At 41.7% G+C, this 26,357-nt stretch carries 26 protein-coding genes and 2 pseudogenes; 9 read left to right on the forward strand and 19 right to left on the reverse strand.

The annotated features are described in order from the left end of the window. Positions 1-60: 60 nt before the first annotated feature. From B2R65_RS06790 to B2R65_RS06805, 4 genes and pseudogenes are all read left to right on the forward strand, one after another. Positions 61-393: pseudogene (locus B2R65_RS06790) on the forward strand (GreA/GreB family elongation factor); the annotation flags it as partial. 132 nt (positions 394-525) lie between these two features. Continuing rightward, positions 526-837, forward strand: coding sequence for a hypothetical protein (locus B2R65_RS06795; RefSeq protein ID WP_286741741.1), 312 nt, complete (start codon positions 526-528; stop codon positions 835-837). 50 nt (positions 838-887) lie between these two features. Then, on the forward strand, positions 888-1,469 hold the full coding sequence (locus B2R65_RS06800; protein WP_286741742.1) for a CBS domain-containing protein: 582 nt from the start codon (positions 888-890) through the stop codon (positions 1,467-1,469). 211 nt (positions 1,470-1,680) lie between these two features. After that, positions 1,681-4,002 carry a Tex family protein gene (locus B2R65_RS06805; RefSeq protein ID WP_054983335.1) on the forward strand — a complete coding sequence of 774 codons (2,322 nt, stop codon included), beginning with the start codon at positions 1,681-1,683 and terminating at the stop codon, positions 4,000-4,002. An 83-nt stretch (positions 4,003-4,085) separates the two neighbouring features. Here the strand turns inward: B2R65_RS06805 and B2R65_RS06810 are convergent, their stop codons facing one another. The 3 genes from B2R65_RS06810 to bioH form a co-directional block, all read right to left on the reverse strand. After that, positions 4,086-4,946 carry a putative metalloprotease CJM1_0395 family protein gene (locus B2R65_RS06810; RefSeq protein WP_286741743.1) on the reverse strand — a complete coding sequence of 287 codons (861 nt, stop codon included), beginning with the start codon at positions 4,944-4,946 and terminating at the stop codon, positions 4,086-4,088. 5 nt (positions 4,947-4,951) lie between these two features. Further along, on the reverse strand, positions 4,952-5,260 hold the full coding sequence (locus tag B2R65_RS06815; protein WP_286741744.1) for a hypothetical protein: 309 nt from the start codon (positions 5,258-5,260) through the stop codon (positions 4,952-4,954). Positions 5,261-5,349: 89 nt separating this feature from the next. Next, positions 5,350-6,087 (reverse strand): pimeloyl-ACP methyl ester esterase BioH, encoded by a 738-nt coding sequence (bioH, locus tag B2R65_RS06820; RefSeq protein ID WP_286741745.1) that lies wholly within the window; start codon positions 6,085-6,087, stop codon positions 5,350-5,352. A 73-nt stretch (positions 6,088-6,160) separates the two neighbouring features. Between bioH and B2R65_RS06825 the strand changes: the two genes are divergently transcribed. After that, a complete protein-coding gene (locus B2R65_RS06825; protein WP_286741746.1) occupies positions 6,161-6,838 on the forward strand; it encodes a ComF family protein in 678 nt (225 codons plus the stop codon). Positions 6,839-6,846: 8 nt separating this feature from the next. On the opposite strand, the gene B2R65_RS06830 is transcribed toward B2R65_RS06825, so the two are convergent. Continuing rightward, a complete protein-coding gene (locus tag B2R65_RS06830) occupies positions 6,847-9,402 on the reverse strand; it encodes a M14 metallopeptidase family protein (RefSeq protein WP_273607891.1) in 2,556 nt (851 codons plus the stop codon). Between the two features lie 146 nt (positions 9,403-9,548). Here B2R65_RS06830 and nfuA point away from each other — a divergent pair, with 146 nt between their 5' ends. Both nfuA and B2R65_RS06840 read left to right on the forward strand, forming a co-directional pair. Continuing rightward, the gene (gene nfuA / locus B2R65_RS06835) at positions 9,549-10,124 is read left to right on the forward strand and encodes a Fe-S biogenesis protein NfuA (RefSeq protein ID WP_055255283.1); all 576 of its coding nucleotides are present in this window, start codon (positions 9,549-9,551) and stop codon (positions 10,122-10,124) included. A gap of 6 nt (positions 10,125-10,130) precedes the next feature. Further along, positions 10,131-10,400, forward strand: a complete 270-nt coding sequence (locus B2R65_RS06840; protein ID WP_273607869.1) for a hypothetical protein — start codon at positions 10,131-10,133, stop codon at positions 10,398-10,400. 9 nt (positions 10,401-10,409) lie between these two features. Here B2R65_RS06840 and B2R65_RS06845 read toward each other — a convergent pair. Next, positions 10,410-11,751 (reverse strand): annotated as a pseudogene (locus B2R65_RS06845) (MATE family efflux transporter). Between B2R65_RS06845 and B2R65_RS06850 the strand changes: the two are divergent. Beyond that, positions 11,731-12,756 (forward strand): polysaccharide deacetylase family protein, encoded by a 1,026-nt coding sequence (locus B2R65_RS06850; RefSeq protein ID WP_286741747.1) that lies wholly within the window; start codon positions 11,731-11,733, stop codon positions 12,754-12,756. The pseudogene B2R65_RS06845 and the gene B2R65_RS06850 overlap by 21 nt on opposite strands. A gap of 3 nt (positions 12,757-12,759) precedes the next feature. Here the strand turns inward: B2R65_RS06850 and B2R65_RS06855 are convergent, their stop codons facing one another. From B2R65_RS06855 to B2R65_RS06915, 13 genes are all read right to left on the reverse strand, one after another. Continuing rightward, the gene (locus tag B2R65_RS06855) at positions 12,760-13,791 is read right to left on the reverse strand and encodes a protein-glutamate methylesterase/protein-glutamine glutaminase (protein ID WP_055255281.1); all 1,032 of its coding nucleotides are present in this window, start codon (positions 13,789-13,791) and stop codon (positions 12,760-12,762) included. Positions 13,792-13,799: 8 nt separating this feature from the next. After that, positions 13,800-14,423, reverse strand: coding sequence for a chemoreceptor glutamine deamidase CheD (gene cheD / locus B2R65_RS06860; protein WP_029774194.1), 624 nt, complete (start codon positions 14,421-14,423; stop codon positions 13,800-13,802). Then, positions 14,407-15,237, reverse strand: coding sequence for a CheR family methyltransferase (locus B2R65_RS06865; protein ID WP_286741748.1), 831 nt, complete (start codon positions 15,235-15,237; stop codon positions 14,407-14,409). The genes cheD and B2R65_RS06865 overlap by 17 nt, the downstream gene beginning before the upstream one ends. Before the next feature lie 60 nt (positions 15,238-15,297). After that, on the reverse strand, positions 15,298-18,003 hold the full coding sequence (locus B2R65_RS06870; RefSeq protein WP_121638242.1) for a methyl-accepting chemotaxis protein: 2,706 nt from the start codon (positions 18,001-18,003) through the stop codon (positions 15,298-15,300). A gap of 48 nt (positions 18,004-18,051) precedes the next feature. Beyond that, positions 18,052-18,537, reverse strand: a complete 486-nt coding sequence (locus B2R65_RS06875) for a chemotaxis protein CheW (RefSeq protein ID WP_004588228.1) — start codon at positions 18,535-18,537, stop codon at positions 18,052-18,054. Continuing rightward, positions 18,534-20,621: a chemotaxis protein CheA gene (locus B2R65_RS06880; protein ID WP_286741749.1), complete on the reverse strand. Its 2,088-nt coding sequence runs from the start codon at positions 20,619-20,621 to the stop codon at positions 18,534-18,536. Before B2R65_RS06880 ends, B2R65_RS06875 begins: the two co-directional genes overlap by 4 nt. A 14-nt stretch (positions 20,622-20,635) precedes the next feature. Further along, positions 20,636-20,998 (reverse strand): response regulator, encoded by a 363-nt coding sequence (locus B2R65_RS06885; protein WP_029773320.1) that lies wholly within the window; start codon positions 20,996-20,998, stop codon positions 20,636-20,638. Positions 20,999-21,006: 8 nt separating this feature from the next. Continuing rightward, positions 21,007-21,279, reverse strand: coding sequence for an STAS domain-containing protein (locus B2R65_RS06890; RefSeq protein ID WP_004588224.1), 273 nt, complete (start codon positions 21,277-21,279; stop codon positions 21,007-21,009). 163 nt (positions 21,280-21,442) lie between these two features. Further along, the gene (locus tag B2R65_RS06895) at positions 21,443-22,060 is read right to left on the reverse strand and encodes an SCO family protein (protein WP_286741750.1); all 618 of its coding nucleotides are present in this window, start codon (positions 22,058-22,060) and stop codon (positions 21,443-21,445) included. Beyond that, positions 22,057-22,986, reverse strand: a complete 930-nt coding sequence (gene cyoE, locus B2R65_RS06900; protein WP_096042451.1) for a heme o synthase — start codon at positions 22,984-22,986, stop codon at positions 22,057-22,059. Before cyoE ends, B2R65_RS06895 begins: the two co-directional genes overlap by 4 nt. A 12-nt stretch (positions 22,987-22,998) precedes the next feature. Beyond that, positions 22,999-23,988, reverse strand: a complete 990-nt coding sequence (locus B2R65_RS06905; protein ID WP_286741751.1) for a COX15/CtaA family protein — start codon at positions 23,986-23,988, stop codon at positions 22,999-23,001. A gap of 30 nt (positions 23,989-24,018) precedes the next feature. After that, complete coding sequence (locus B2R65_RS06910; RefSeq protein WP_004588220.1) at positions 24,019-24,513, reverse strand: hypothetical protein; 495 nt, start codon at positions 24,511-24,513, stop codon at positions 24,019-24,021. Continuing rightward, positions 24,503-25,243: an SURF1 family protein gene (locus tag B2R65_RS06915; protein WP_286741752.1), complete on the reverse strand. Its 741-nt coding sequence runs from the start codon at positions 25,241-25,243 to the stop codon at positions 24,503-24,505. Before B2R65_RS06915 ends, B2R65_RS06910 begins: the two co-directional genes overlap by 11 nt. Before the next feature lie 14 nt (positions 25,244-25,257). Between B2R65_RS06915 and B2R65_RS19525 the strand changes: the two genes are divergently transcribed. Next, positions 25,258-25,569 (forward strand): DUF2909 domain-containing protein, encoded by a 312-nt coding sequence (locus tag B2R65_RS19525; protein ID WP_348735554.1) that lies wholly within the window; start codon positions 25,258-25,260, stop codon positions 25,567-25,569. On the opposite strand, the gene B2R65_RS06925 is transcribed toward B2R65_RS19525, so the two are convergent. After that, on the reverse strand, positions 25,469-26,344 hold the full coding sequence (locus B2R65_RS06925; RefSeq protein ID WP_004588217.1) for a cytochrome c oxidase subunit 3: 876 nt from the start codon (positions 26,342-26,344) through the stop codon (positions 25,469-25,471). The two genes, B2R65_RS19525 and B2R65_RS06925, sit on opposite strands and share 101 nt — an antisense overlap. Positions 26,345-26,357 lie beyond the last annotated feature (13 nt).

Genomic DNA, 26,357 nt, shown 5'->3' on the forward strand with positions numbered 1-26,357 from the left:
TTCTATCATCTAACAAGTATTAAAGTAGTGATTTTAGTATATATTTGGGTGGGGTTATAATATCAATATAATAAACGCTTACTGCGCCAAATTGATCGTCGTGTTCGGTATTTGCGCAAACGCCTACCCGATTTAAAAGTTATTGATTATTCGCCGCAGCAAGACGGTAAAGTATTTTTTGGCGCATGGGTAGAAATAGAAAACGAACAAGGCGAGGTTAAAAAATTTAGAATTGTAGGGCCTGATGAAATATACGACCGTAAAGACTACATATCAATTGACTCACCTATGGCGCGCGCCCTGATAAAAAAACAAGTAGATGATGAGTTTGAGGTACCTACACCGCAAGGTAAAAAGGAATGGTATGTAAATAGTATTGAATATCAAAAATAGTCCCCCATAGCATTATTAATAAATAACTACTTTGATTCAGATCAGGTAAATTTTTTATTGTGTAATATATCTCATTAGGATATATATTGGTTTAGCAGGTTTATCTTTAACCTGATTTTTAAGGTAGTGGCTATGTCAAACTTAGTACAGCGCATATGTAGTAATGCCGTATTGTTTGCACTTTTAATGAGTGTGAGTTTGACTCTGCATGCCAATACCGCCGAAGTAAGTATAGATAACGCCAGTGTATCTAATCATTTTATCGCTTGTGAATTTCCTGACCAAGCAACCCCCGACATTGACTTAGATTCTCATGTTAATGCATTTGCTATTAGGTTGTTTCAACCGCTACCTAATGCTGTTTCATCTTTTTACCAAAGTACAAACCTAAACCGTCCTTTTAGTACGGCATATCAACGTGGTCCACCTAGCTATTTAATTTAATTCACAATTTTACTTTTTGATTAAATTTTATAACTAATAAGGTGACTACTATGTCTAACTTTAAAGAATTACGTACCCAAAATATTTCTCATGGCGTTATTGCAAGCACGTTTGAAGATCAACAAGCCACTATTGATTTAACATCTCCGGCTTTAACCGTAATCAATAACTTTACCCAAAAAACGCCAATTCGCGCTCAATACGACACTCCTATCAGCGAGGCGCTTAAACAAGTACTAGCAGAGCATTCTGACTATGTATTGGTGACTGATGATGCGCAAAAATTAATTGGTATTGTTTCAAGTGCCGACCTACAAAGCGCTAAAATTACGGCCATTGCACAGCGTTTAAATACCAGCCGCAATGAAGTGAGCTTACGCTACATTATGACACCTATTAGCCAACTTAATGGCGTAAGTATGCAAAGCCTATGCTATGCAAGTATTGGCGATGCACTACAAACAATGGAGCATCAAGGCAGCATGTTTTTATTAGCAACAACCACTAATAACGAAATATGCGGGTTAATTTCGGCGCGTCAAATAGCTAAAACGTTACACATTCCAGTGCATATTACCCCTATTGCTCACACGTTTAGTGATGTTTTAGAAAGCGTAGAGCACCCTCACTAAAGCGCGCTTTTACGCTTTGTAAGCTCAGCCAAGCCAACCATCTTAAAGCAAGCAAAATTGCTTGCTTTAAGAGCTTTTTATTACAACCTGCTGTGATATTATTCAACTAATAAATACCTACCAAACTCATTAAATAGCAACTTTAATAAGCTGGGTATAACAGTACCAGAGGGATTTTCTGGTTTTATTTTTTGTATTAAAAGGTTTATGCATGAGCGATATCTCTGCACGTTTAGCCACTGAGCTAAATGCACAACAGCAACAAGTTGTTGCTGCTACAAAATTACTTGATGAAGGCGCAACGGTTCCTTTTATTGCGCGTTACCGTAAAGAAATTACCGGTGGATTAGACGACACGCAATTACGCCTTTTAGAGCAACGTTTGTCGTACTTGCGCGAGCTGGAAGAGCGCCGCAGCTTTATTTTATCAACCATCGAATCACAAAATAAATTAACGCCAGCACTTAGTGCCGATATAACCAGCGCACAAAGTAAAACTGAGCTTGAAGATTTATACCTTCCTTATAAAGCTAAACGTCGTACCAAAGGGCAAATAGCCATCGAAGCAGGCCTTGAGCCACTTGCCGATGCGCTATTTAACGACGCAAACTTAGAGCCAGAGCAACAAGCGCAGCAGTTTATAAATGCCGACAAAGGCATTGCTGATACCAAAGCAGCCCTTGATGGCGCTAAATTTATTTTAATGGAACGCTTTGCAGAAGATGCCAAGTTATTAGCTAAATTTAGAAGCCACATTAGCCAACACGGCGCTATACAAAGCACACTTATTGACGGCCAAGAGCAAGCCGGTAGTAAATACCGCGACTACTTTGACCATCAAGAACCTCTTAAAAAGGTCCCTTCTCACCGCGCACTTGCTATGTTGCGCGCGCGTAACGAAGGTATTTTGCAGCTGAGTATTAACCCAGAGCCAAGCAGCGAAAATGCAGCCCAGCTATGCGCGCAAATGATTGCTGATCACTACCGTTTAGATGTGAAATATAAAGCAGCTAGCGCATGGCTATTAAGTGTTGTGCAGTGGGCATGGAAAATAAAGCTTGGCCTACACCTAGAAAATGAATTTTTAGCAGCCATGCGAGAAAAAGCCGAAACCGGCGCTATAGATGTATTTGCTAAAAACTTAAAAGACTTACTTATGGCCGCCCCTGCTGGGCCGCGTACCACGCTTGGTCTAGATCCTGGTTTGCGAACTGGCTGTAAAATTGCCGTAGTTGATGGCACAGGTAAATTGCTTACAACCCAAACTATTTTCCCCCACGCACCACAAAATCACTGGGAAAAATCATTACGTACATTAGAGCAACTATGTCGCCAGCATAAAGTAGAACTTATTGCGATTGGTAACGGCACCGCATCACGCGAGTCTGACAAGCTAGTAGGCGAACTTATTAAGGCCAATGCTGAGCTTAAATTAAACAAAATTATGGTAAGCGAAGCCGGCGCGTCTGTTTACTCTGCGTCTGAATTTGCAGCGAATGAATTTCCTAACTTAGATGTTTCTTTGCGTGGCGCGGTATCTATTGCGCGTCGCCTGCAGGACCCACTTGCCGAGCTTGTTAAAATTGAGCCAAAATCAATTGGTGTAGGCCAATACCAACACGATGTATCGCAAAGCCAATTAGGCCAAACACTAACCGCAGTGGTAGAAGACTGTGTAAACTCAGTGGGTGTTGATTTAAATATGGCCTCGGTGCCGCTTCTTACTCGCGTATCGGGGTTAAATAAAACCTTAGCGCAAAATATAGTAAATTACCGCGACACTAACGGCACGTTTACTAAGCGTAGCGAACTTAAAAAAGTTGAGCGTTTAGGACCAAAGGCGTTTGAACAAGCAGCAGGCTTTTTGCGTATTAATCAGGGTAAAGACCCACTTGATAACTCATCAGTTCACCCTGAGGCTTATCCTGTTGTAAAACTTATTTGTGAGCGTAACAACCTTGATGTAAATAGCTTAATAGGCAATAGCGAGTTTTTAAATAAGCTGGTTGCTAATGACTACACCGACGAGAAATTTGGTTTACCTACCGTTACCGACATCATTAAAGAGCTAGATAAGCCTGGGCGCGATCCTCGTCCTGAGTTTAAAACTGCTGAATTTAAAGCCGGTGTAGAAAAAATCACAGACCTAAAACCCGGTATGATTTTAGAAGGTGTGGTTTCTAACGTTGCTAACTTTGGTGCGTTTGTTGATGTAGGTGTTCACCAAGATGGCCTAGTACATATTTCGGCAATTACTAATAAGTTTATCTCTGATCCGCGCGAAGTAGTAAAAGCCGGTGACATTGTAAAAGTAAAAGTGGTTGAGGTAGATGCCCCACGTAAGCGCATTAGCTTTACTATGCGCTTAGATGATGAAATAGACACAAGCAATAAACCCGCTGCCGCGCCACAAAAGCAACGCAGTAATCAGGGCCAGCAACCGCGTGCAGCAAAACCAAAGCGCGATAACGGTAACGCCATGATGGGTAATGCCTTTGCCGATGCATTTGCTAATGCAAAAGTAAAAAAATAATACCCGTTTACTTCATTAAGTGATGACTCCTTAAACTAAAAAGCCGCTCATTGAGCGGCTTTTTTAATAATGCTTAGCTGGTGTTAACCAAACGCAGAAAAACCACTCTCGTTTTGGGGTGAGCTAGTCATTTGATAAAAATTAGCTATACGGCCAGCTCGTGCGTCTACTTCTGGGTCGCGTGATTGCTCTGTATTAGTATCGCTTTGAGACTCAGCGGTGCTGGTTTCGTTTATTGACAACGCACTTTGTGGCTCTTGTGCTTGCGCTTCATCGTCAGCAGGGGCTGATAATTCAGCTTGCGCTGCGGCCATTTTTTGGGTTGCATCAGCGGCAATGGCTCTATCGGCACTAGAAGGTTCAGCAGGGGCAAGTGCGGCTGCTCGTACCGTTTGCATTTTATCTATAGTGGCTTGCGGATCGCCGGGGATTTCAGATACATCAATTTGTACCTCACCGCCAACAGCGTAATTAGTGCCATCTGGTCCACGTTGGTATTCATAACTTGGTGAGCCTGCATACTGCCCACCCACCGATGCATGAGCTTGCTCGTGCACACGCACTTCAGTATCGCGCGCTTTAAGCTCTTCAATTTGCTGCTGTTCTAATTCTAGCTGTTGCTGATCTTGCTCTTCTTCGGGGGTGTCTTCGCTTGCTTGTTGGTTTTTTTGCTGTTCGCTATCTGAATCTTCGCTGCCTTGCTGGCGCTGCTCAACAGCTTGCTCATCACTGAGTTTACCGGTTGCATCATAGGTGGCAGCTTCTGCACTGCTTGGCAGTTTTGCTTTATCAGCATCGCTTTGCGCTTTGGTTTCGGTATTACTGGCGCTATTGGGTGCAGGGGCAGGAATAACTTCGCGCAGTTGGTTGTCACGCCGAGCGGTTTCAGTATAAACATTGGCAGTGTTTATATTGATAGACGGAAATGGCGTGACAATATTCATAACGTTTAAACTTTAATATCGATTAGCGTACCAAGCACTTCATCTGCAGTTTGAATAGATTGCCTGTTTGCCTTGGCATTAAACTCTTCAACTTTTAAATTAACAAGCGCTTCGTCAACCCGAGCTGGTTGTGCAACAGGCGCTGTTACAGCCTCTTCAGGTCGCGCAGCTGTTAACTGGCGCTGTTGGGCTAGTTGCGTATCGTCTTGCTCTTCAATGGTGGCACGGTTTATCTCTGCGCTTGCTCGTTCTATACCTTGGCTTGCACGATTAAACCCTTCTACACCACTATTAAAAACTGAACCAATAGCCATGCTGTACCTCCAAAAAATAAATATTGTTTAATTATCGCTCACTTCATGGGCAAAATAAAGCTTTAAACAGTACCTTTCTTTAGGCTATTTTAAAGCATTGATTTAACGGCAGATAAAAACTCTTTTTTATGAGAAATAAACGGTGCATGGGAGGCTTTGTCTAGTACTTCGTATTCAAACTCAGTATTTAGTGCTGCCATTTTATTAATTGCTTTGTAAGGTACCAGCGCATCTAAACGGCCAAATATCGCTTTTACAGGCACTGGGCAATGCGCAAATACGTTGCGTAAATCATCATTTTGTAAAATATTTAAGCCCGCACTTAATGCCTCACTTTTAGGCGCGCTGTACTGATTTAGCAAGTGCTTTAGCTGCTTTATATCATCGCGTGCCGACTCACTACCCATGGCCTGAATAGCTAAAAAGCGCTCTATGGTTTTTTCTCGGTGATTAACTAATTGCTCTTTAAATTGCTCAAGCACGCTGGCTTTTATTCCAGGCCAATCATCTGCCTCGGCAAAAAAAGGGCTTGAGGCAACTAAAATTACTTTTGCTACTTTATTTGGCCAATGTTTAGCAATATAAAGTGCGAACAATCCTCCTAGCGACCAGCCCATTAAAATAGAGCCAGGGCTAAGTTGCTCGCTTACGATTTCAGCTGCATCGTGTAAATTATAAGGGCTTGGGCAGCTATTGCTGTTGCCAAAGCCAGGCAGGTCAACACTGCGCACCGAGCCACTGTATAAAAGCGTTAACTCTGGCTGCACTAATTGCCATACGCCTTGGTTCATGCCCCAACCATGTAATAAAACTAACTCGCTTTGCATATTTGCCTAACCTTAACCAAACTTAGCCACATCATAACGCTTACATTGACGAAAGCAACGCAAGGAGCAGCCAATGCAACACTCATTTTTTAATTGGTTATTTCCCTCTTATTGCGTGCAATGTCAGGAAGTTATTAATGCTCAAGAGGGGTTGTGCGACTATTGCTTAACGGATTTAAGCGTGTTTGATTTAAATAAACACAGTAATTTATTGCACCGCCCGGATATTGTAGAAATGTTTCCGCATTGCGAATTTGATAAGCTCTTAGCCTGTGCTTTTTATCAGCCCCCTTTTGAGCATTGGCTTAAACGGCTCAAATTTAATAATCAAATTCACTATAAAAAAGCGCTGCAACAAGTAATTAAACGCCAGCTATCGGTGTTTTTTGAAAATTTAACTACCCAGCCCGACATAGCTATTATTTTACCTTTGCACCGAGGGCGCTTTTTAACGCGCGGGTTTAATCAGGTAAGCCAAATGTGGCAACCGTGTTTGGCAAAACATATTTGTATAAGTAATGCGCTAATACGCAATAAAGCCACGCAAGCACAGTCACAATTATCTAGAGCCAAGCGGATTAAAAATGTAAAAAATGCCTTTGTATGTACACAAGATATGAGTGGTAAAACGGTGGTTATTGTAGATGATGTAATGACCACAGGCGCCACGCTCAACGCGGCTACCCGGGTATTAAAGCAAGCGGGCGCTAAACAAGTATGGGCTTTTGCTACGTGTTTAACGCCACTTTAAAGGGGTAGTTAATCACCTCTTACTCTAAATGTGTGGCCAAAAAATAAAGCATTACTGAGTAATCGGCTTGTGCCGTACCAGTATCCTCTAAATACAGGGTTATCTGTCATCGCAATAACACTGCCACGCCCGTATGAGTGAGCCATCATGGCTGCTGCACCGGCAATTTGCTGCTCATTTACGCCATCGGTAAACCCTGCTAATAGTGGTTTTTGCGGGTAAGTGAGTATGTTTACAAACGGGGCGGATGATTTTTCTAATAACCAGGTACTATTTTTAAATACAGGCAGCGTTTCACGATTAAGCGAAAACGTTAGTGGATGCGTGGTGTCTACATCGGTATTAAAAATAGCGCCGGCTATGCGTTGTCGCCCAGCTAAATGATCTTTATCTGCGTAATTTAGCCCTTGAGTATTAAAAGTGCTGGCTACATCTTGCCTAGATAAATAATTAGCCTTGAGTAATTGCTGATCAGCTAAAAATTTAGCGCCGCCTTTGTGGCCCCAAATTACGCCGCCTTTTCTTACCCAGCTTTTAATGGCAACTTTATCACTATCGGGTAAGCCTGAATAATTGCCATTAGCTAGTACAATGTGGCTGTAATTATTTAAATCTAGGCTACCTAAACGCTCCATTTCTACAATGGTCGGAGAAATACCGACAAAGCGGTCAAGGTAATACCAAACTTCACCCGCTTCGTATTGGCTTACGCCTTTACCGCCTATAAGCAATACTTTTGGCTCGTTTAATACCGCCATAGTGCGCGACCCTAAATCGGCGCCTTTCCCTGTAAGGCCCGTGGTAATAGGCTTTATCGCAATACCAAATTGCGTTTGAGCATCGTTTAAAATAGCCACCCAATCAGGGTTTGTTTGCAGCCCTGCGGGGACAATAATGCTACCAGGTGCAAAGTCTATTTCGGTGTTGCTGCTTTTAGCTGTTAAGGCGCTTAACGCGACACGCGCTTTAATGCCTTGCTTTAGCAAGCTATTTAGCATTTTAGGCGCTAAGTAATCGTCCCAGGCAAAGCCAAATGCATAACTTTGCTTTAACGCAGCAAATGATGGTTTAACTGCTTTTTGCCACGCAGTGCTGGCTACTTCTAAGCCCCAACTACTTTTTACTTGTGCAAACTCTAAATTAAAAGCATGGGCGAGTGTCCAGCCCGACACATCATAAAATGTGTTATCGGCAAAACTTTTTTGCTCACTAAAAATAGCTTTTACTAAACGAAACTGTGGCTGAGCTAACGGCACAAAATAGCTCTGGGTGCTAAAGTTTTTGCCATTGGCTTTTAGCGCTTTTGTAAGTGGATAGGCGTTAATTTGATGCTGCTTTAACAGGTTTAAAAATAGTTTAATCCGGGTGTTATCTTTAGCGCCCTCAACCACATAGCCTTCAAAACTTTCATCATGTGCTAAATCAACTGCTTGGTTATAAAATTTTGCCTGATAGGTTAATAGCGCCTCACGGTTATCTACCGCTGCTTTAAAGGTTGATAGGCTTGTTAATAACTGATTTTTAATAGTAAAAGGAAACGTAAGCGTACCATTTATGGTTTCTTGTACATGCCCACGTGAGCTGGCTTGCTCAAATAAAATACCTATACCGCCGTTTACATCGGGGTAGGTTGAACCCTTGCCGTAATAAAAGTCGTCAAAGCTTTCTTCGGTAAAATAAAGGGCATTATTTTTATCTAAAGTTTTAGCATGGTAATTGGCTATGGCTTTAGTAAGCGTTACGTTTTCATCTGGGGTAATTGGGTGCTTGCGACTGGCAATGCCAGGTTGAAAAAAGTAGCTGCTGTTTGGGCCCATTTCATGAAAGTCGGTAAGAATATTTGGCTTCCAATGATGAAATTTAGCAATGCGTGCACGCGACTCTGGGTGTTGTAGTAACAACCAATCGCGGTTTAAATCAAACCAATAGTGATTTGTACGGCTACTTGGCCAGCTTTCTACGTGTTCACGCGTTTTAGGGTCGCTTGATAAGTTCATCCCCCGATTACTATTAGCCCAATTGGCAAAGCGAGCCAAGCCATCAGGGTTAAGTGAAGGGTCGAGCAAAATAACGGTATTATTTAATAGTTTTTCTATTTCTGGGCCTTGCGCTGCAGCAAGGTAATACGCAACCAATAAAGCAGCATTGCTGCCTGATGACTCATTGCCATGCACACTGTATCCCATCCAAACTACAGCAGGCTCATTTTGTGTGTTTTTAGCTTGCTCACTGTTTGTTAAACGGGCTAAGTGCGCTTGGCGAATTTGCTCTAAGTTAGCTAGCTTTTCAGCGCTGCTAATACTTAGCATCACAAGCGGACGTTGCTCGTGTGTGCGCCCTATTACTTCAAAATTTATACGATTACTTTTTTGCGCTAGAATTTCCATGTAACGCACCAGTTGGTCGTGCCTTACATGCCACTCACCTACTTCGTAACCAAGTACGTCTTGTGGGGTGGGTATTGTTTTATCAAACTCTACATCTTGTTCAAAATAATACGAAAGTGGTTTTGCCATACTTGAAAAGCTAAGCATTGCCACCATTATAGTTACTATCCAGCGCATATAAATCACTCTAAAAATGTTTGTTATTTGCACGCTAGCATTGCTTAAAATAGATGCCAACTTTTTACGCTCAACACTAGCCGCAACACGATGAGCGGAGTATGATATGCAGTATCCGAGTAATTTAGTCAAGTATAGACGGTTTTATGATTTCTATTTCCGAAACAGCACAAGCGCATTTTGCTAAACTTTTAGCAGATCAAGCACAACAAACTAATATTCGTGTGTTTGTTGTAAACCCTGGTACATCACAAGCGGAATGTGGTGTTTCTTATTGCCCAGAAGACGCCGTAGAAGACAGCGATATTCGTCTTAACTTTAATGGTTTTGATGCCGTAGTAGATACAGAAAGCGCTCCTTTTTTAGAAGAAGCTGAAATTGATTTTGTTACCGACAAAATGGGCACTCAGTTAACTTTAAAAGCGCCTAATGCAAAGGCACGTAAACTAAGCGATAACGCATCGCTAAATGAGCGTGTTCAACACATGCTAGAAACCGAAGTAAACCCACAGCTAGCTAACCACGGTGGCCAAGTAAGCCTAGTTGAAGTAACCGCTGAAGGTATTGCAGTACTTCAATTTGGTGGTGGTTGTAATGGCTGTTCTATGATCGATGTAACGCTTAAAGAAGGCATCGAGAAAGAAATGATTGCAAAGTTTGATGAAATCACCGGTGTTGCCGACATTACCGAGCACCAAGCGGGCGATCACTCTTATTACTAAGCAATAATGTTAAAGCCGCTTATTTATCGCTTAGGGAGTAACCCTAAGTTGAGTTTAACGCGCTTTTTTCGCGGCTTAGCACTGTTTGTGCTAGCCGTGATATTTATTGCCCTTGGCTACTACACCCACTTTAGTTTACAAATTATAGGTGTGGTTATTTTAATCCCGGCATTATTTTTTGCTGCATGGGGTTATAGCGGTATTATTGCCAATCGTTTCTCGCAAGTTTTAAAAGATATGGGGCCAAAAGATCACGACCCCGACCTATGGAAATGACACGTTCGCTTAATCTAGCAGCTGATTAGTTGCTTTTAACTGCAAATACTTAATAATTAACGTAACGCCGCGCATAAGCATAAAGCATAAAGCAACTCATAGCCAGCCATAACGCATTATTTTGCCACTCTATAAACACCCAAAACACCCCAAAAAAGCCAACTGCAGCCGAAAGAATCATACTGTTACGCATATTTTTTGCCCGTGTAAGCCCTACAAATACGCCATCAAACAAAAAACAGCTCATTGCTAACATAGGCAATACTATTACCCACGGTAAGTAATTTGTCGCAGCTTCTATCACCTCGGGTACATTGGTTAAAAGCTTAATAATAGCGCTGCCAAACACAGCAAAAAATACGCTGTATAACACGCCAAAAAGCATTCCCCAAAACACACTTATTTTTACCCATAATCTAATGTTATTAACGCTTCGCTGGCCTTTAGCTTGACCAACTTTGGCTTCGCTTGCATAGGCTATTCCATCAAGTGCAAAGCTTACTAACATTAAAAAATTAAGTAACACGGCATTTGCTGCAAGCGTTGTTTCGCCTATGCGGGCGCCATAAAAGGTCATAAAGCTAAAGCATAATTGCAAAATTAAAGAGCGAATAAATATATCTCTATTTAAACTAAGTAGCTCTGCCATTTTGCTAACACTGAGCCAGTTGGGCACGCTTAGCTCCACGCCTTGCTTTTTAGCGAGCTTAATCACTAGTAGCAACGCAAAAGCCAACGCGCTGTAATCTGCAATTAACGACGCCCACGCTGCTCCCGCTACTGCCCAGTCTAAATACACCACAAAATATATATCGAGCACTATGTTGGTAATATTGGTCACTAGCAGCAAGTAAAATGGCCCTCGCCCATAATGTACGCCAAGCATCCAGCCAAGCAGCACTAAATTACAAAGTGCGGCAGGGGCACTAAATATACGAATACTAAAATACTGATATGCTTGAGCAAGAACCTCACTATTTGCGCCTGATAAAAATGCAATGGCTTGTTTTATCAAAGGCGATAAGGCAATAAGCGCTAACGCCACACACACGGCAAGTAATAAGCTGCGTTTTAAAAGCGCTGCTAACTGTGTTAAGTTATTTTGCCCGTATGCTTGGGCCACTAACCCTGTGGTGCTCATACGTAAAAAACCGGCGAGCCAAAATAAAATAGAAATAACAGCTGAGCCAAGTGCGATGCCCGCTAAGTAATGTGCGCTACCTAAGTGGCCAATAACAGCGGTATCAACAATTCCTAACAGTGGGACAGTAATATTTGATAATATCATTGGACCCGCTAGCAACAGCAAGCTTTTATGGTGTGCCTTATTATGTTTAAGAAATTGTTTCATTTAGTTTTAATTACTCTCATTTGTTTATCAGTACGTGCTCATGCGGCGGTTATTTTACAGTATCACCATGTAAGCGAAACCCTTCCGGCTGTGACCAGTGTAAGCGCAAATACGTTTACCAAGCATTTGAGCTACTTAAAAGAGCATAATTTTAATGTTATTGCACTAAATGAGCTAATAAGCGCTATACAACAAGGCAAAACCTTACCTGAGAAAACAGTCGCTATCACCTTTGACGATGGTTACAACAATAACTACGAACAAGCAGCGCCTATTTTAGAAAAATTTGGTTATCCCTATACTATTTTTGTAAACCCTACCCTTATTGATAAAGGCAAAGGCTACGTAATGGGGTGGGATAAATTAAAAGAGCTCGCAGGCAAAGGGGCGTTAATTGCCAATCACACTGCTCAGCATGACTACCTGCCTATTAAGCTAAAAGATGAGAGCGATGCACAGTGGCAAGCACGTATTAAACAAGATATTTTGCATTCTCAACAGCGTATTAAAGAAGAAATAGGCCACGATTATAAATACCTAGCGTACCCGTATGGGGAGTTTAATAACAAACTACAAGCGCTTGTAAAAGAGCTTGGCTTTATTGGCATTGGTCAGCACTCAGGCGCTGTAAATAAAAACGCTAACTTTACCCGCTTACCGCGTTTTCCAGCCTCTGGCTTTTACAGTAAATTAGATACGTTAATTACAAAATTAAACTCTCGGGCGTTTAGTATTAAAAACCTAGATTACCAAGACAGTGTAACCTCACAAAACCCACCAACGCTCAGCATTGAGTTTGAAATGGGTGATTTTCATAAAAGTCAGTTTGCGTGTTATGTATCAAGTGTAGGGCAGGCTAAGTTAACTTGGATAAACGACACAACTGTAAAAATTGATTCGCCAAAGGCGCTAAATAAAGGCCGTTCACGCTTTAATTGTACCGCCCCTTCTATTGAGCACCCTGGTAGTTACTATTGGTTTTCGCAGCCGTGGGTTATTCAGTAGCAATTACACCTTTATAGCCTGATGCAATAAGCGTTGGGTTACTTTATCAAGCGCAACAATTTCGTGAGCGGCGCCTAAATCAACCGCCGCTTTGGGCATTCCCCACACCACAGAAGAAAACTCATCCTGTGCAATGGTGTAACCACCCGCTTGTTTAATGCTAAGTAAGCCCTTTGCTCCATCGCTCCCCATACCGGTTAGTAACGCTGCCACAATGTTTTTTGCGCCGCACTCAAGTAACGAGTTAAATAATACATCTACTGCCGGTTTATGGCGGTTAACAGGCTCAGAATCATCAAGCTCGCAATATAAACTTGCCCCTCTTTTTTTTATGCTTAAGTGCAAACCACCTGGGGCTATATAAGCCCATCCCGCAGTGAGCTTGTCGCCGTGCTGCGCTTCTTTTACGTTAATTGCACAGGTGCGGTCCATACGCTGGGCAAACGAGGTACTAAATACCGGAGGAATATGCTGGGTAATCACAATCGCAGGGCAATTGGTCGGCATTTTTATAAGCACTTCTTTTATTGCTTCTGTGCCCCCTGTTGAAGCCCCTATCGCTATTACCTTGTTTAATAAAAATTGTGCATTGCTAGGTAAAGGCTCGCTCACTGTGCTTACCTTTTTAAAACTTCTTACCCTTGCACCTGCCGCCACACGCACTTTTTGCTGCACAACATATGCATATTGACTCATTTGCTGCTTAACATTCACCGTTGGCTTGGCAATAAAATCCACGGCACCAAGCTCAAGTGCTTCTAAGGTGATAGGCGAGCCTTGCTGGGTTAGTGTAGAAATCATCACAACGGGCATAGGTCTTAAGCGCATTAGGTTTCTTAAAAAGCTAATGCCGTCCATTTTTGGCATTTCTACATCGAGGGTAAGCACATCCGGATTGAGCAATTTAATCATTTCTCGTGCTTGATAAGGGTCTTCAGCACAGCCAACAACCTCGATATCGCTAGCCTGAGATAATATTTCGCTCAGCAAACGCCTTATCAGGGGTGAATCATCTATTATCAGAACTTTAACCATTACGGCTCCTAAAACAGCTCTATGTTAGTCTCGGTGGCTTTATCTTGTTGCTTAAGGTTTTGCAGGTAGCGCACTTCGCGTTTTTCAATTGTATTGTTGTGCAAATTCTTCAGCTTTTTTACGTGGACTTTGCCCGTATGCGGATGAAAAAAAATTTTTCGAGGCCACGGCCCCCCCATATCTTGTGCGACAAGATTGAGCGACTCTTCCTGAATATACGCATTGGCAAAGCTAATATTACCTATCCCTATGTCGGTCATTGCGCTAATTATTTTGCCGCCACCAAAGAGTTTTATTTTTAAATTTTTTCGCGCAGCACCACCTTTGAGTACTTCGTTGATCAGGTATTCCATTGCCCAATTTCCGTAGCGGCAGCTCAAACTATGGGCACTGTTTAATTCTAGGCCTTTTTTTACCGGCAACATAAAATGATTTACGCCACCTATACCGGCTTTTTCATCGTAAACACACGCGGCTATACACGACCCAAGCACTGTAGAAATAAGCTCATCATTTTTTGATACATAAAATTCGCCAGGTAATATTTTTGCCACCACGCTTGTGCGCCCTGCATCCCAGTAACGTTTTATATGTTCAAACCCTGGGAGCACCGGCCTAAACTGTGCGTGCATTGTGTTGCTTTTGATACATGGTTTTCCCTAAATTTTTAAACTCAGAATGCTCTTTTCCCATACTCTCTGAGTGCCCTAAAAACAAATAACCGTCACGATTAAGTGCATTTGCATAACGTTTAAACAAGGTGTCTTTTGTTTCTTTATCAAAATAAATAACCACGTTACGACATAAAATTAAGTCAAACTGCCCTTTCATGGGCCATTCTTGTAAAAGGTTAAGGCGTTTAAAAAAAATGTGCTTATTTAACTGTGGTTTTACTTTATATGTTTGCCCATCTTTGCTTTTTAAAAACCACTTTTTAAGTACATTGTTTTCTAAGCCATTTACATTAGCCGCGGTATAAATACCCGCTTGTGCTTTGGCTAATACATTAGAATCTAAATCGGTTGCTAAAATTTTTACATCCCAAGAACTTGGGAATAAACCGGCAAGGGTTATTGCTAAGCTATAAGGCTCTTCGCCTGTAGAGCAACCCGCTGACCATACGCGTACTCGTTTTGTTACTTTGTTACTGCTAAGTAACTGCGGCACTATGGTGTTTTTTAAAAACTCAAAGTGGTGGGGTTCTCTAAAAAAGGAGGTTAAGTTAGTGGTAATAGCATTAATAAATGCGTCAAACTCAGCCTCTTTATTATTGTGTAAGTACTCTAAGTATTGAGAAAAGTTTTTAAGTTTATGCTCTCTTACCCTTCTTGCTAAGCGGGAATACACCATTTCGCGTTTATGATCGCCAAGCACAATTCCGCACGCGTTATAAACTAAAGTGGCAATGTCTTTAAAATCTTTATCGGTACATAAAAATTCTTTCATTGTCATACCATCCCTTGTAAAGCAGGCTTGCTAGGGTATTAACTAGCAAGCCAGTAATGACTAAAACTCTTCCCATTCATCTGCTGAGTCTATAAAGTTTTCGCCTTTGGGTTGGGTATTTTTTAAATAGCCACTAGGTTGGCGCGCAGGGGGCGCTGAGCGTTCAAAGTGTGTATTTGGCAATGTGTTCATGCCTTGCTGCCCGAGTGAAAAAAAGTGCAATAACTGACGCATCTCGTTTGCTTGCTCAGCCATTGACTCGCCCGCCGCAGACGCTTCTTCTACAAGGGCCGCATTTTGCTGGGTCATTTCATCCATTTGGGCAACCGCTTTATTAACTTGCTCAATACCTGCGCTTTGCTCTTCAGAGGCTTCGGTTATATCCGAAATCATTTGCGTAACACGTTGTACGCTTGAAACAATTTCTCTGAGTGTTTCGCCCGACTCATTTACAAGCACAGAGCCATCGGTCACTTTTGCAACGCTGTCTCTAATAAGCTCTTTAATTTCTTTGGCTGCTCCAGCTGAGCGCTGCGCTAAATTACGCACCTCACCAGCAACAACGGCAAAGCCACGGCCTTGCTCACCCGCTCTAGCTGCTTCAACGGCGGCGTTAAGTGCCAGTAAATTAGTTTGAAAGGCAATTTCATCAATCACGCCAATAATGTCTGCAATTTTTTTACTCGACTCGTTAATGGCCGACATACTCGTTACAGCTCTATTAACTACTTCACCACCTTGAATTGCTTTCTCGCAGGTTTCTTCGGCTAAATCGTTAGCGACTTTTGCGTTATCTGCATTTTGTCTTACGGTACTGGTCATTTCTTCCATACTTGACGCGGTTTCTTCAAGTGATGAAGCTTGTTCTTCGGTACGCTGGCTTAAATCGGCGTTGCCTTGCGAAATTTCCTCTGCGCCACTGGCTACTAACGTGGCCGATGAGTTAATTCGATTAATCACATCGGTCAATTTATCTGCTGTGGTATTAGCATCTTGCTTGAGCTTATCGAACGAGCCTTGATACTCTTTTTCTATGCGTTTTGATAGGTCACCATTGGCCATTGCATCAAGCATTTGCGCGGTATCACTAACGGCATCATCCACAATTTCAACTAAGCTGTTTAAGCCTTGCGCTAAGCGTAAGAAAAAGCCTTCTTTACCTTTTTCATCTACTCGGGTTTCTAAATCGCCATTACCTGCATCGCTGACTAATTGTGCAATTTCTTTTTCTATTGCAACTTCGCCCGTTCTATCTTCCCACTCAACTACGGTGCCTATGCGTTCTTGTTCTGGTGTAAAAATAGGGTTTGCAACTAAACCAAACGTGCGCCCGCCTACTTTTATTTCGGCTCGGTAAGTTGTTGTAAGCTTAGCTAGTAGGTTTTGTTGATGAGCCGGATTTTTATGGAATATATCAATGTTTTGCTGCATTAAATTGGTGCTATCAAAATTTGGCAGCTCCTTTTTCAAATCATCTTCGGCAATACTCATCATCGATTTAACCGCGTTGTTCATGTATACAATTACATTTGAAGCATCGGCTATCATGGTGTTTGTTGCTACGGTATCAAGGGCTTGTTTTACTCGTAAGTTTTCTTGTGCTTCAGCACGTTCTTGCTCTGCTTTTGCTACGCTATCGGTAATATCTTCCCACTCAACAATGGTGCCTAAATGCTTACCTTCATGGTTTATCCACGGTGTAGCAATTAAACTAAAAATAAGCCCCGCTAAACGTAACTCAGTTTTATAAGGTTGTTTTAAGTTTTTTAATAGTTCGCGTTGATGAGCTGGGTGCTTATGAAAATCATCAACACACGTGCCTATTAAATTATCAACAGAAAAACTAGGTAGCACACCTTGCAACTCAGTTTCTCGCGCTTTGAGCATTAACTTAACCTGATCGTTTACAAATACAATATTTAGGTCTTTATCGGCAATCATCACATTGGCTTGGCAAACAGTTAACGCACTTGCTAAATCGGCAGCCTTTTTAGACTCGCGCTCTAGCTGTTTTTGCGCGGTGATATCACTGGCGTATTTAATAACTTTATAAGGCTTGCCGTTTAAATCGAAAATAGGGTTATAAGAGGCTTGAATCCATATTTCTTGCCCTTGTTTGCCTATTCGCATGTACTCGCCCGAGTCGTACTCGCCTCGTCCTAACTTATCCCAAAATTGTTTATACTCGTTTGTTTTAGCGTATTCTGGGTCGACAAATAATTTATGATGCTGGCCTTTTATTTCGCTAAGTTGATAGCCTAAACCATTTAAAAAATTGTCATTGGCAGTAATAATTGTGCCATCAAGATTAAACTCAATCACCGCCTGAGATTTACTAATTGCCTCAAGTTGGCCTTGCGCCTCAGCGGCCTGCTTCTTTTGTTCGGTAATGTCGGTAGCAAATTTAATTACTTTTAGCACTTGCCCTTGGCTATCAATAATTGGGTTATAGGTAGCTTGGATCCATACCTCTCGCCCTCCATTAGCAAGACGCTTAAACTCATTAGAAATAAACTCACCACCGCGCAAGCGTTGCCAAAAATTTTTATACTCGCTGCTTTGTGCTTCGTCTGGTTCAACAAACATAGAGTGGTGCTGCCCTTGCACTTCCTCTAAACGGTATCCCATTGCATTTAAAAAGTTTGAATTAGCCGTAATTATTCTGCCACTGGGTTCAAACTCAATAACCGCTAATGATTTATTTAATGCATTAACGATTAAGTCATTACTTGATTCTGACTGCTTCGGATTACTAAACCATCCCATGCCCATCACCACCTTTATGTTTGTTTTTGTTGCTACATAGCGCTGTGGCTATATATCCATTGTTCTTTGTAAATCTATCAACGAGACCATTTTTTCGCCCACGTTCACCAACCCTGCGACATATTCACAATTACTCGAATCAGACAGGCTAGGGACGGGCTTGGCGTCTTGCTCTGCAATGCTGTAAACATCTGACACCGCATCTACTGCGATGCCCATTATTTTTGAATCGTTTTCAAAAATAACTTTTACAACAATAACAACCGTTAATGGCCCATATTCAGTGCTTGGCAGGCCAAAACGTAAGCGTAAATCTATTATTGGCACTATGGTGCCGCGAAGGTTTATCACTCCTTTAACAAAATCCGGCGCGTTGGGCAGTACGGTAATTTCTTCCCAACTTCTGATCTCTTGCACGGTTAATATATCTACGCCGTATTCTTCGCCAGCCATAATAAAGGTTAAAAACTGCTTAACGCCTTGCTGTTGCCCTAAATCAATTTTGTTGTTTAGCTCGCTTTGTTCACTAATCATGAAGCCTCCAGAGGTGTTTTAGATTCTATGATTAGCTCTTGGCTACCTGGTTTTTTAAGCCCTGATAATTTTATTAAGCCGGTAATATCAACAATTAACGATACACGCCCGTCGCCTAAAATAGTTGCTCCAGACACCCCATCTACTTTTTGGTAATTAGCCTCTAAACTTTTTATGACTACCTGCTGCTGCGAAAGTAAGTCATCTACCAGCAAACCCACTTTTTGGTTGTCGGTTTCAACAACCACCAACAAGGTTTTGTCTAATGACTCTATGGCGTTTTGATGATTAAAAATTTGATATAAGCGTAAAATAGGAATGTATTCGTCACGCAGCCTTAGTACATCTAAGTCTTTACCCACTCGGCTTACTTTAGTGATATCAATCTGTAGTGATTCAACAATAGAAATAAGCGGAATAATATAAGTATGCTGGGCAACTTTAACTAATTGACCATCTAAAATGGCAAGTGTAAGGGGCAGCCTAATTGTAAAGGTAGAACCAACGCCAGGCGCTGATGAAACCTCAACCGAGCCATTTAAAGATTGAATATTGCGCTTAACAACATCCATTCCTACACCACGCCCAGATAAGTCGCTAACCGCATCGGCGGTAGAAAAGCCGGGCATAAAAATAAGCTCGTTAATTTCATCATCTGTTAAATTACAATCAGCGGTGATCAGCTCATTAGCAATGGCTTTTTCTTTAATTTTTTGCGTATTTAAGCCTTGCCCATCGTCCATTATTTCTATCACGATATTGCCACCTTGATGAAAGGCATTTAAGGTCACAGTGCCCACTGGGTCTTTACCTGCGGCAACCCGCTGTTCAATTGTTTCAAGGCCATGGTCGAGCGAATTTCTGACTAGGTGCACCATAGGGTCAGATATTTTTTCCATTACCGTTTTATCTAGCTCGGTTTGCTCGCCTAATAATTTTAACTCCACCTGTTTATTTAGTTTTTGCGCTATATCGCGCACTAAACGCGGAAACCGGCTAAATACAAAGTTAATCGGTAACATACGAATACGCATAACATTTTCTTGCAGGTCTCGGGTATTGTGCGCCAGTTGTGCCAAACCTTCTTGTAATGACGTAATGGTTGATTCGCTAATTTCTTGCTCGCTCAACTGATTTAACATGGCTTGTGTTATCACCAGCTCACCGACCATATTTATTAACGAGTCTACTTTGTCTATTCCTACTCTTATGGAGGTAGACTCTGGTGCTGATGTTAGCTTTTTATCGGCTGTGGGTTTGCTTTTAGGTTTGTCGGGTGCTTTTTTAGCATCGCTAATAGGCTGTGTTTGAGCTGTGCTGTCGTTGCTCTTTTCATCAGCGTTTGCGGTGTGAGACGTGTCTTCATCAAATAACCCGCCACAGAGCTCTATTTTTATATCGGCATCATCTTCTACCCATTCAAATACCTCTTTAATGGCGGCTTCTTTTTCGCTGGTATTTAAAAAAAAGCGCCAGTGTAAGTAGCACTCGTCACTGCTTAAATCTTTAATATCTGGGATATCGTCTAAAAAGGCCTGTGTTTCAAGCTCGCCGAGTTCAGCTAATTCGCTGATCATAAATAAAGGCTCGTTGCCTGTTTTAAAAAGGTGATGATGCGGTTTAAAATCAATTTGAAAGGTATTTACCTCAGCAGCAGCCGTTACTTCGCTTGCCTCGCTTGGGGCTGAATCAGCTTGCATTTCGAGTACAATTTCAAACTGTTTTTTTAAGGTTGTAGCGTGTGATAAATCAGGCTCTTGCTCTGCTTGCAGCTCACCGAGTAACCCACGCAAGCAATCAACAGCTTTAAGCAATAAATTAACGTGCTCGGTGGTGAGTTCGCGCTCACCTTGGCGTATTTGATCCAGTAGGGTTTCTAGCACATGGGTAAACTCAGCAACAGAGTTAAAGCCAAAGGTGCCACTGCCCCCTTTAATTGAGTGCGCAGCTCTAAAAATAGTATTTATTGTTTCTAAGTCTTCTTCGCCGGGCTCTAAATTTAATAGCTCGGCCTCCATTGTATCTAGGCCTTCAAAACTTTCTTCAAAGAACACTTCAAAAAATTGACTTAAATCTATACTCACGCCGCACTCCTCAGTTAACGAATTACTTTTTTAAGTACCGCTAGTAACTGATCCGGGTTGAAAGGCTTTACAATCCAGCCTGTTGCGCCAGCTGCTTTACCTTCTACTTTTTTATCTAATCCTGACTCTGTGGTTAGCATAAGTAGCGGCGTAAATTTGTAATCAGGAAGGCCTCTGAGCTCTCTGATAAGCGTAATGCCATCCATAATGGGCATATTTACATCTGAAATTACCGCATCAAAACTTTGCTGCTTGGCAATCGCGAGGGCTTCGCTGCCATCTTTTGCTTCGGTAACATCAAAACCTGCGGTTTTAAGCGTAAAGCTCACCATTTGACGCATTGACGCAGAATCATCAACCGCTAAAATTTTCTTCATATAAACCTCTAACCTTTACTTTCAAGTGTTAAATATTGACTTAAGCCAAGTTGATTAATGGCGTTTTGAAGTGCATCACTACTGCCTACCCATACAATTTTATGGTGTATGGTAAGTAGGTGTTTTTGTAAGGCACACAAAAGTTGAATTGACGCGGTATCGGCTGAAACAACCTCACTGACATCTAAACAAATATCGTTGTTGCTATTGAGTTCTTGTAATAAATCTTGGTGAAGAGTCTCTACTTGCATAATCGCAAGTTCGCTTGGAAGTTTTAGCATTTTTTCAGGACTTTCCCTGTCAATTCAATTCATAACAAAAGCTTAGCCTTAGTTATTAAAATTGCCATAAAAGGCTCAAAAAAATTAATAAAACTTTTAAAAGTGGCGCTAAAAAGCAAAAAAGGAGCCTAAGCTCCTTTTAAAATGCGTGAAAAGTTTAAAACTAGTTTTTATAGTAATCCGCTATTTGTTTAAATTCGCTAATGAGTTGAGTGGTATTAATAAGGGGCACATTTCCTTGTTGGAATTCAGGCTTAAATATGGCTCTTACCGCTCCATTTGCATCAACTAAAGCCACCGAAGCACTATGATCGACCGCATATTCTGATTCTTGCGAGTCACTAATGGCATAAATTAGACCAAGCTCTCTAACCACCGGGAATAGGTTTTTGTGCTCACCCGAAACAGCTAAAAAGTCAGGGTTAAAATAATCAATATACGCTTTGCGTTTTACCGGCGTATCGCGTTGAGGGTCTACCGACATAAACCAAATTTGCAGTGGGTATTCGTTATGTAACTTTTTATACACGCTGTTTAGTTTAGCAAGCGTTAATGGGCAAATATCTGGACAACTGGTATAGCCTAAAAACACTAAGTTCCACTGCCCCAAAAATTGCGTTTTGGTGACTAACTCACCGTTTTGGTCGTTAAGTGTAAAATCAGAAAGAGGCTTTGCTTGCTCATACACTAAGGCTTGCACATCGGGTGCACTATTTTGCTCTGAGCAAGCGACTAATAAAAACGAAAAAATTACAACTAAGCTAATCCGTAACTGCTTCATAAAGGGAGCCATTTATCTATAAATAAGATCACGAAGAGTACCATTAAATGCACAATTGAAAAGCGAAATAAGTCCATTGCGGTGTCATCGTTAGGGGCTAATTTAAGCTTAACCGCTTTATACAAAAAGAGTGCATTGAGCACACATGCGCCTACTAAATAAATACCGCCCGACATACCAATTAAATAAGGTAATACACATACAAGCGCCAGTAATATGGTGTAAGCCACAACACAGGTTTTGCAAAAATCGATACCGTGAGTCACTGGCAACATAGGAATTTTAGCGCGTTCGTAATCGCTTTTGCGTGCTATTGCCAGTGCCCAAAAATGCGGTGGGGTCCACGTAAATATAATCATTACTAGTAACCATGGCGCGGCTGCCATTTGATTGGTTTCAGAAACCCAACCCAATAAAGGCGGCATTGCGCCAGCTAAGCCACCAATTACAATGTTTTGCGGTGTGGCACGCTTTAAAAAAGAGGTATAAATAAAAGCATACCCAACTAATGCAAACAAAGTAAGTACGGCCGTTAGAGTGTTTGCCCAAAGCATTAGCATTATAAAACCAGCAACCCCTATCACACCTGCAAAGCTTAACGCATGGGTTTTACTAAGCCGGCCTTTGGCTACAGGGCGGTGGCGTGTACGCGCCATTTTTGTATCTATTTCGCTATCAACAACATGATTTATTACCGCCGCAGCGCCAGAGAGCAAACCAATGCCTAATAAACTAATAAATTGTACTGCAATGCCTCGCCCTACATCAGGCGCCAGTGCCAAGCCAACCCAAGCAGTAAGTACCAACATAGCCACTACTTTAAACTTGCTAATAGCTAAGTAATCTTGCAGTAAATTATAAGCACGTTGAATAAAAGGGTGTGCGCTAATAACCTGTAGTTCTTTTTTGTCGAGTGTGAGTGCCATAATTATTCCCCTTTAAGTGCGTGCTTTTAGGTAGTAACACAACCTAACCATAGTCAATAACAAGATAGCTGCCATTAAATTGTGCGCCAGCGCCACTCCAAGCGGAAAGTGCCAATGCACCACCGCAAGCCCCAAACTAATTTGGCAAAGTAGCGCAACAAGCACGCTGACAGTACAGTGTTTTATTTTTGCAGATTGCGCCTGACTGTATATACGCCACATAATTAGCGCCAACACAATACATGTAACTAGCGCCCAAATTCTGTGTAGTAAATGAATAGACATACGCGCCTGTTGCGATAGCACTCCGTACTCATAATTACTGTGCTCAAGCGGCAGCTGAAACACACTACTGAGTGAAAATGGCTGCGCATAACTACACAGCGGTAAGCCATTACAGTGTGGCGCTGCATAATTTGCTGCAAGCCATCCTCCTAATGCAATTTGAATAACCAACACAGCCAATGCAACTAAGCTCAATGAAAAATAGCGTTTAGCGCTACTATCTCCACCCTCTATGGGTTTAGTAGTTAAACGCAGGTATAAAAGAGTGATTAGCGATAAAATACTAAATCCCCCCAGCAAATGCCCCATTACAATGAGCGGTTGTAAGTTCATTGTAACGGTCCACATACCCAGCGCAGCCTGAAATATAACTAACAACAATAAGGCTAGCGGTAATTTAACCGGCGTGTTTGAGTAATGGCGCTTTACAAAAGCCAACACAAATAGCGCTAAAATAAGCAACCCCAGCGCGCCTGCAAAGTAACGGTGGATCATTTCTTTCCACGCTTTGGCGGTTTCAAACATCATATCTGGGTAACTTTGGGTAGCCAGTGCGATATCGGCTTCATGCTTTGGTACAGTTAAAAAGCCATAGCAACCGGGCCAATCAGGGCAACCAAGACCTGCGTCACTTAAACGTGTATAAGCACCTAGCCCTACTACTAACAGCGCAAGTAACCCCGTTGCAAGTACCCAGTTTTTATAATTTTTATACATAGGAATCTCCCATTAACAATGCGCTATTAATTAGCTTGAACGAGAATAATTAAGCAGTTTTTTTAAATCTTTTAATAAACCTTTTTGCACTAAACGGTTTTCTTGTGGTTGCTCTTTAAACGGATACTCAAGCACCACTAAACCCATATGATCGATTAAATATAGGCTAGCGGGCTGCAAATTTTGTTGCGCGTTAAAGGTTTTCCAAGGAATATTTTTAACTTTAGGCGCCCCCATTACAGCCATATCAACTTTGCCCTGATTTTTTCCTAAGGCGATATATAAGTTATCAAGCGCATTGAGCTGCTCATTGCACGAAGCATTACATTTATTGGAGTAATTAAGCGCAATTGTCCATTGCTTAGGGTTGTGCTGCTGCCAGTTTTCAAGCTTTACTTCGTGCTGTAAAAACTCGCCATTATTGGTAATGGCGCTCGGCAACCAGTCTAGTTTTAGCGCACCGTATGCAAGTACTAGCGGTACAGCGCAACATACAACAAACAAAACTAAGGGGTTATTTTTCATTGTTAGTCCTCTTTTTACTGGCAAAAATGGCCACCACTACACAGGCTAAGGCTATTAAAAACCATTGCACTGCATACGCTTGGTGCTTTTGCGGACTCATCACCACCGCTTTATAATGCGGTATAGCTAGCGCATCTCCAGCACCTTGACGATAAGCCATAAAATTAAATAACGATTGATTACTCTGCTCACTTAGCTTTTGTAAATCTATTGATTGAATTCGTCTTTGAAGGTCTTGTTTTGTCGAATTGGTTTGTAAGTTAAAGCTCGTTAAATTTCGCTCTTTTATCTGCGCTTTAAGCGTAATATTACGTTTAGGAAGTTGAATGTTAGGTAGTTCGCTGCGTGAAATAGGTGCTTTTACCCACCCTAAATTAACGAGTAAAGCGTCACTTGCTTGGCTTGGCTTAAATAACACCAATAAATCGTAACCAACTTGCCCTTGGTAAACTTGGTTATCTAAAAGCCAGTATTGCTGATTTATTATTTTTCCGACAAGCTTAACCACTACACCTGTTTTATTCCACTTTGAAGGCATTGCCTGTAATTGCTGCCAGCTCATTACGCCTTGGGTTTGCATGTTAGCTATAGCTGTTAACTGTTGCTGCTTTTGCTCAGCCCTTGCTAATTGCCAATACCCTAAACGTACACATACCAGCACCACAGCTACCACAGCGCAAAGTGCGATAAATGAGCTAAGCTTTTGTTTACGCCTTAAAATTAACTGCATAAAGGGTCAACCCAGTGATTATTAAAATTATTATTGTGCTGCTGTTACTATTTATACTTTTCAACTTGTTTAAAGCGCTATTTATTATGGTGACCGATAAATCTGGCGGTCGACCTATGTCGCATTTTTTAGGCCGTCGCGTGCTGTTTTCTGTGGTGGTTTTGGTGATGGTGATAGCCGCTGTAAAACTTGGTTTTATAAAAGCTAATCACTCACCATTAACCGTTACAACACATACACAAAAACAAATAAACACAGCCACACCACATCAACAAAATGCCAGTACCAAGCCGCTGCTTGAAACGCAAAATGTTTATCTTTCGTAAAGTGGCCTTTTAAAATACGCACAAATACAACAAACAAAATAATGGCGCCAAGGGTCACATGCATGCCATGAAAACCTGTCAGCAAAAAGAATGTATTCCCGTAAATGCCTGCATCTAGTGTTAAGTTTAAGTCGTTGTAGGCATAAATATATTCTTCTACCTGCAATGCTAAAAAGCACACACCCAATAAAATGGTTGCCCCTAGCATCACTTTTAGCGGTTTACGTTTATTGTTTTCAATGGCTACGTGAGCAAAATGCAAAGTAACCGAAGACGCTAATAAAATAAGCGTATTAATAAGGGGTAAGCCTTGCCACCCCATAGCTTGCGTGGTTTCACCTGCTGGTGTGGTTAGTAGTGGCCATACGGCCTCAAAGGTAGGCCAAAGCACCTCGTTGGTCATCGCATTATTCCCAGCGCCGCCAAGCCAAGGCACCGACAGTATGCGGGCGTAAAATAATGCGCCAAAAAAGGCCATAAAAAACATAACTTCAGAGAATATAAACCAGCTCATTCCTTGTCGAAATGAGCGGTCCATTTGCGCTGAATATAAGCCCTGATCAGACTCGCTAATTACATTTTTAAACCAGCTAAAAATCATATACAGCAGCACTGCAATGCCTGCATATAGCAGGTACACACCGCTGCCCCCTTCACTTTCTAAGTTCATGACTGTTAAAGCCGCACCCACTGCAATAAAAAATAACGCCACCGCGCCCACTATGGGCCAAGGACTTTGCTCGGGTACGTAGTAGTTTTCATAATCTTGATTCATGTTACTTGCTCCT

The organism is Pseudoalteromonas sp. UBA2102 (assembly GCF_002331165.1).
Classification (GTDB): Bacteria; Pseudomonadota; Gammaproteobacteria; order Enterobacterales; family Alteromonadaceae; genus Pseudoalteromonas; species Pseudoalteromonas atlantica.

Bases quoted from the DNA above. Each gene is read 5' to 3' on its own strand.
- B2R65_RS06800 (WP_286741742.1), top strand. From the start codon at position 888: ATGTCTAACTTTAAAGAATTACGTACCCAAAATATTTCTCATGGCGTT.
- B2R65_RS06855 (WP_055255281.1), bottom strand. From the start codon at position 13,791: ATGGTTAAAGTTCTGATAATAGATGATTCACCCCTGATAAGGCGTTTG.
- B2R65_RS06895 (WP_286741750.1), bottom strand. From the start codon at position 22,060: ATGAAGCAGTTACGGATTAGCTTAGTTGTAATTTTTTCGTTTTTATTA.
- B2R65_RS06870 (WP_121638242.1), bottom strand. From the start codon at position 18,003: ATGGGATGGTTTAGTAATCCGAAGCAGTCAGAATCAAGTAATGACTTA.
- cyoE (WP_096042451.1), bottom strand. From the start codon at position 22,986: ATGGCACTCACACTCGACAAAAAAGAACTACAGGTTATTAGCGCACAC.
- nfuA (WP_055255283.1), top strand. From the start codon at position 9,549: ATGATTTCTATTTCCGAAACAGCACAAGCGCATTTTGCTAAACTTTTA.
- B2R65_RS06915 (WP_286741752.1), bottom strand. From the start codon at position 25,243: ATGCAGTTAATTTTAAGGCGTAAACAAAAGCTTAGCTCATTTATCGCA.
- B2R65_RS06890 (WP_004588224.1), bottom strand. From the start codon at position 21,279: ATGCTAAAACTTCCAAGCGAACTTGCGATTATGCAAGTAGAGACTCTT.
- B2R65_RS06825 (WP_286741746.1), top strand. From the start codon at position 6,161: ATGCAACACTCATTTTTTAATTGGTTATTTCCCTCTTATTGCGTGCAA.
- B2R65_RS06865 (WP_286741748.1), bottom strand. From the start codon at position 15,237: ATGAAAGAATTTTTATGTACCGATAAAGATTTTAAAGACATTGCCACT.
- B2R65_RS06815 (WP_286741744.1), bottom strand. From the start codon at position 5,260: ATGGCTATTGGTTCAGTTTTTAATAGTGGTGTAGAAGGGTTTAATCGT.
- bioH (WP_286741745.1), bottom strand. From the start codon at position 6,087: ATGCAAAGCGAGTTAGTTTTATTACATGGTTGGGGCATGAACCAAGGC.
- B2R65_RS06925 (WP_004588217.1), bottom strand. From the start codon at position 26,344: ATGAATCAAGATTATGAAAACTACTACGTACCCGAGCAAAGTCCTTGG.
- B2R65_RS06805 (WP_054983335.1), top strand. From the start codon at position 1,681: ATGAGCGATATCTCTGCACGTTTAGCCACTGAGCTAAATGCACAACAG.
- B2R65_RS06910 (WP_004588220.1), bottom strand. From the start codon at position 24,513: ATGAAAAATAACCCCTTAGTTTTGTTTGTTGTATGTTGCGCTGTACCG.
- B2R65_RS06840 (WP_273607869.1), top strand. From the start codon at position 10,131: ATGTTAAAGCCGCTTATTTATCGCTTAGGGAGTAACCCTAAGTTGAGT.
- B2R65_RS06830 (WP_273607891.1), bottom strand. From the start codon at position 9,402: ATGCGCTGGATAGTAACTATAATGGTGGCAATGCTTAGCTTTTCAAGT.
- B2R65_RS06795 (WP_286741741.1), top strand. From the start codon at position 526: ATGTCAAACTTAGTACAGCGCATATGTAGTAATGCCGTATTGTTTGCA.
- B2R65_RS06905 (WP_286741751.1), bottom strand. From the start codon at position 23,988: ATGTATAAAAATTATAAAAACTGGGTACTTGCAACGGGGTTACTTGCG.
- cheD (WP_029774194.1), bottom strand. From the start codon at position 14,423: ATGCACGCACAGTTTAGGCCGGTGCTCCCAGGGTTTGAACATATAAAA.
- B2R65_RS06875 (WP_004588228.1), bottom strand. From the start codon at position 18,537: ATGATTAGTGAACAAAGCGAGCTAAACAACAAAATTGATTTAGGGCAA.
- B2R65_RS06885 (WP_029773320.1), bottom strand. From the start codon at position 20,998: ATGAAGAAAATTTTAGCGGTTGATGATTCTGCGTCAATGCGTCAAATG.
- B2R65_RS06850 (WP_286741747.1), top strand. From the start codon at position 11,731: ATGTTTAAGAAATTGTTTCATTTAGTTTTAATTACTCTCATTTGTTTA.
- B2R65_RS06810 (WP_286741743.1), bottom strand. From the start codon at position 4,946: ATGAATATTGTCACGCCATTTCCGTCTATCAATATAAACACTGCCAAT.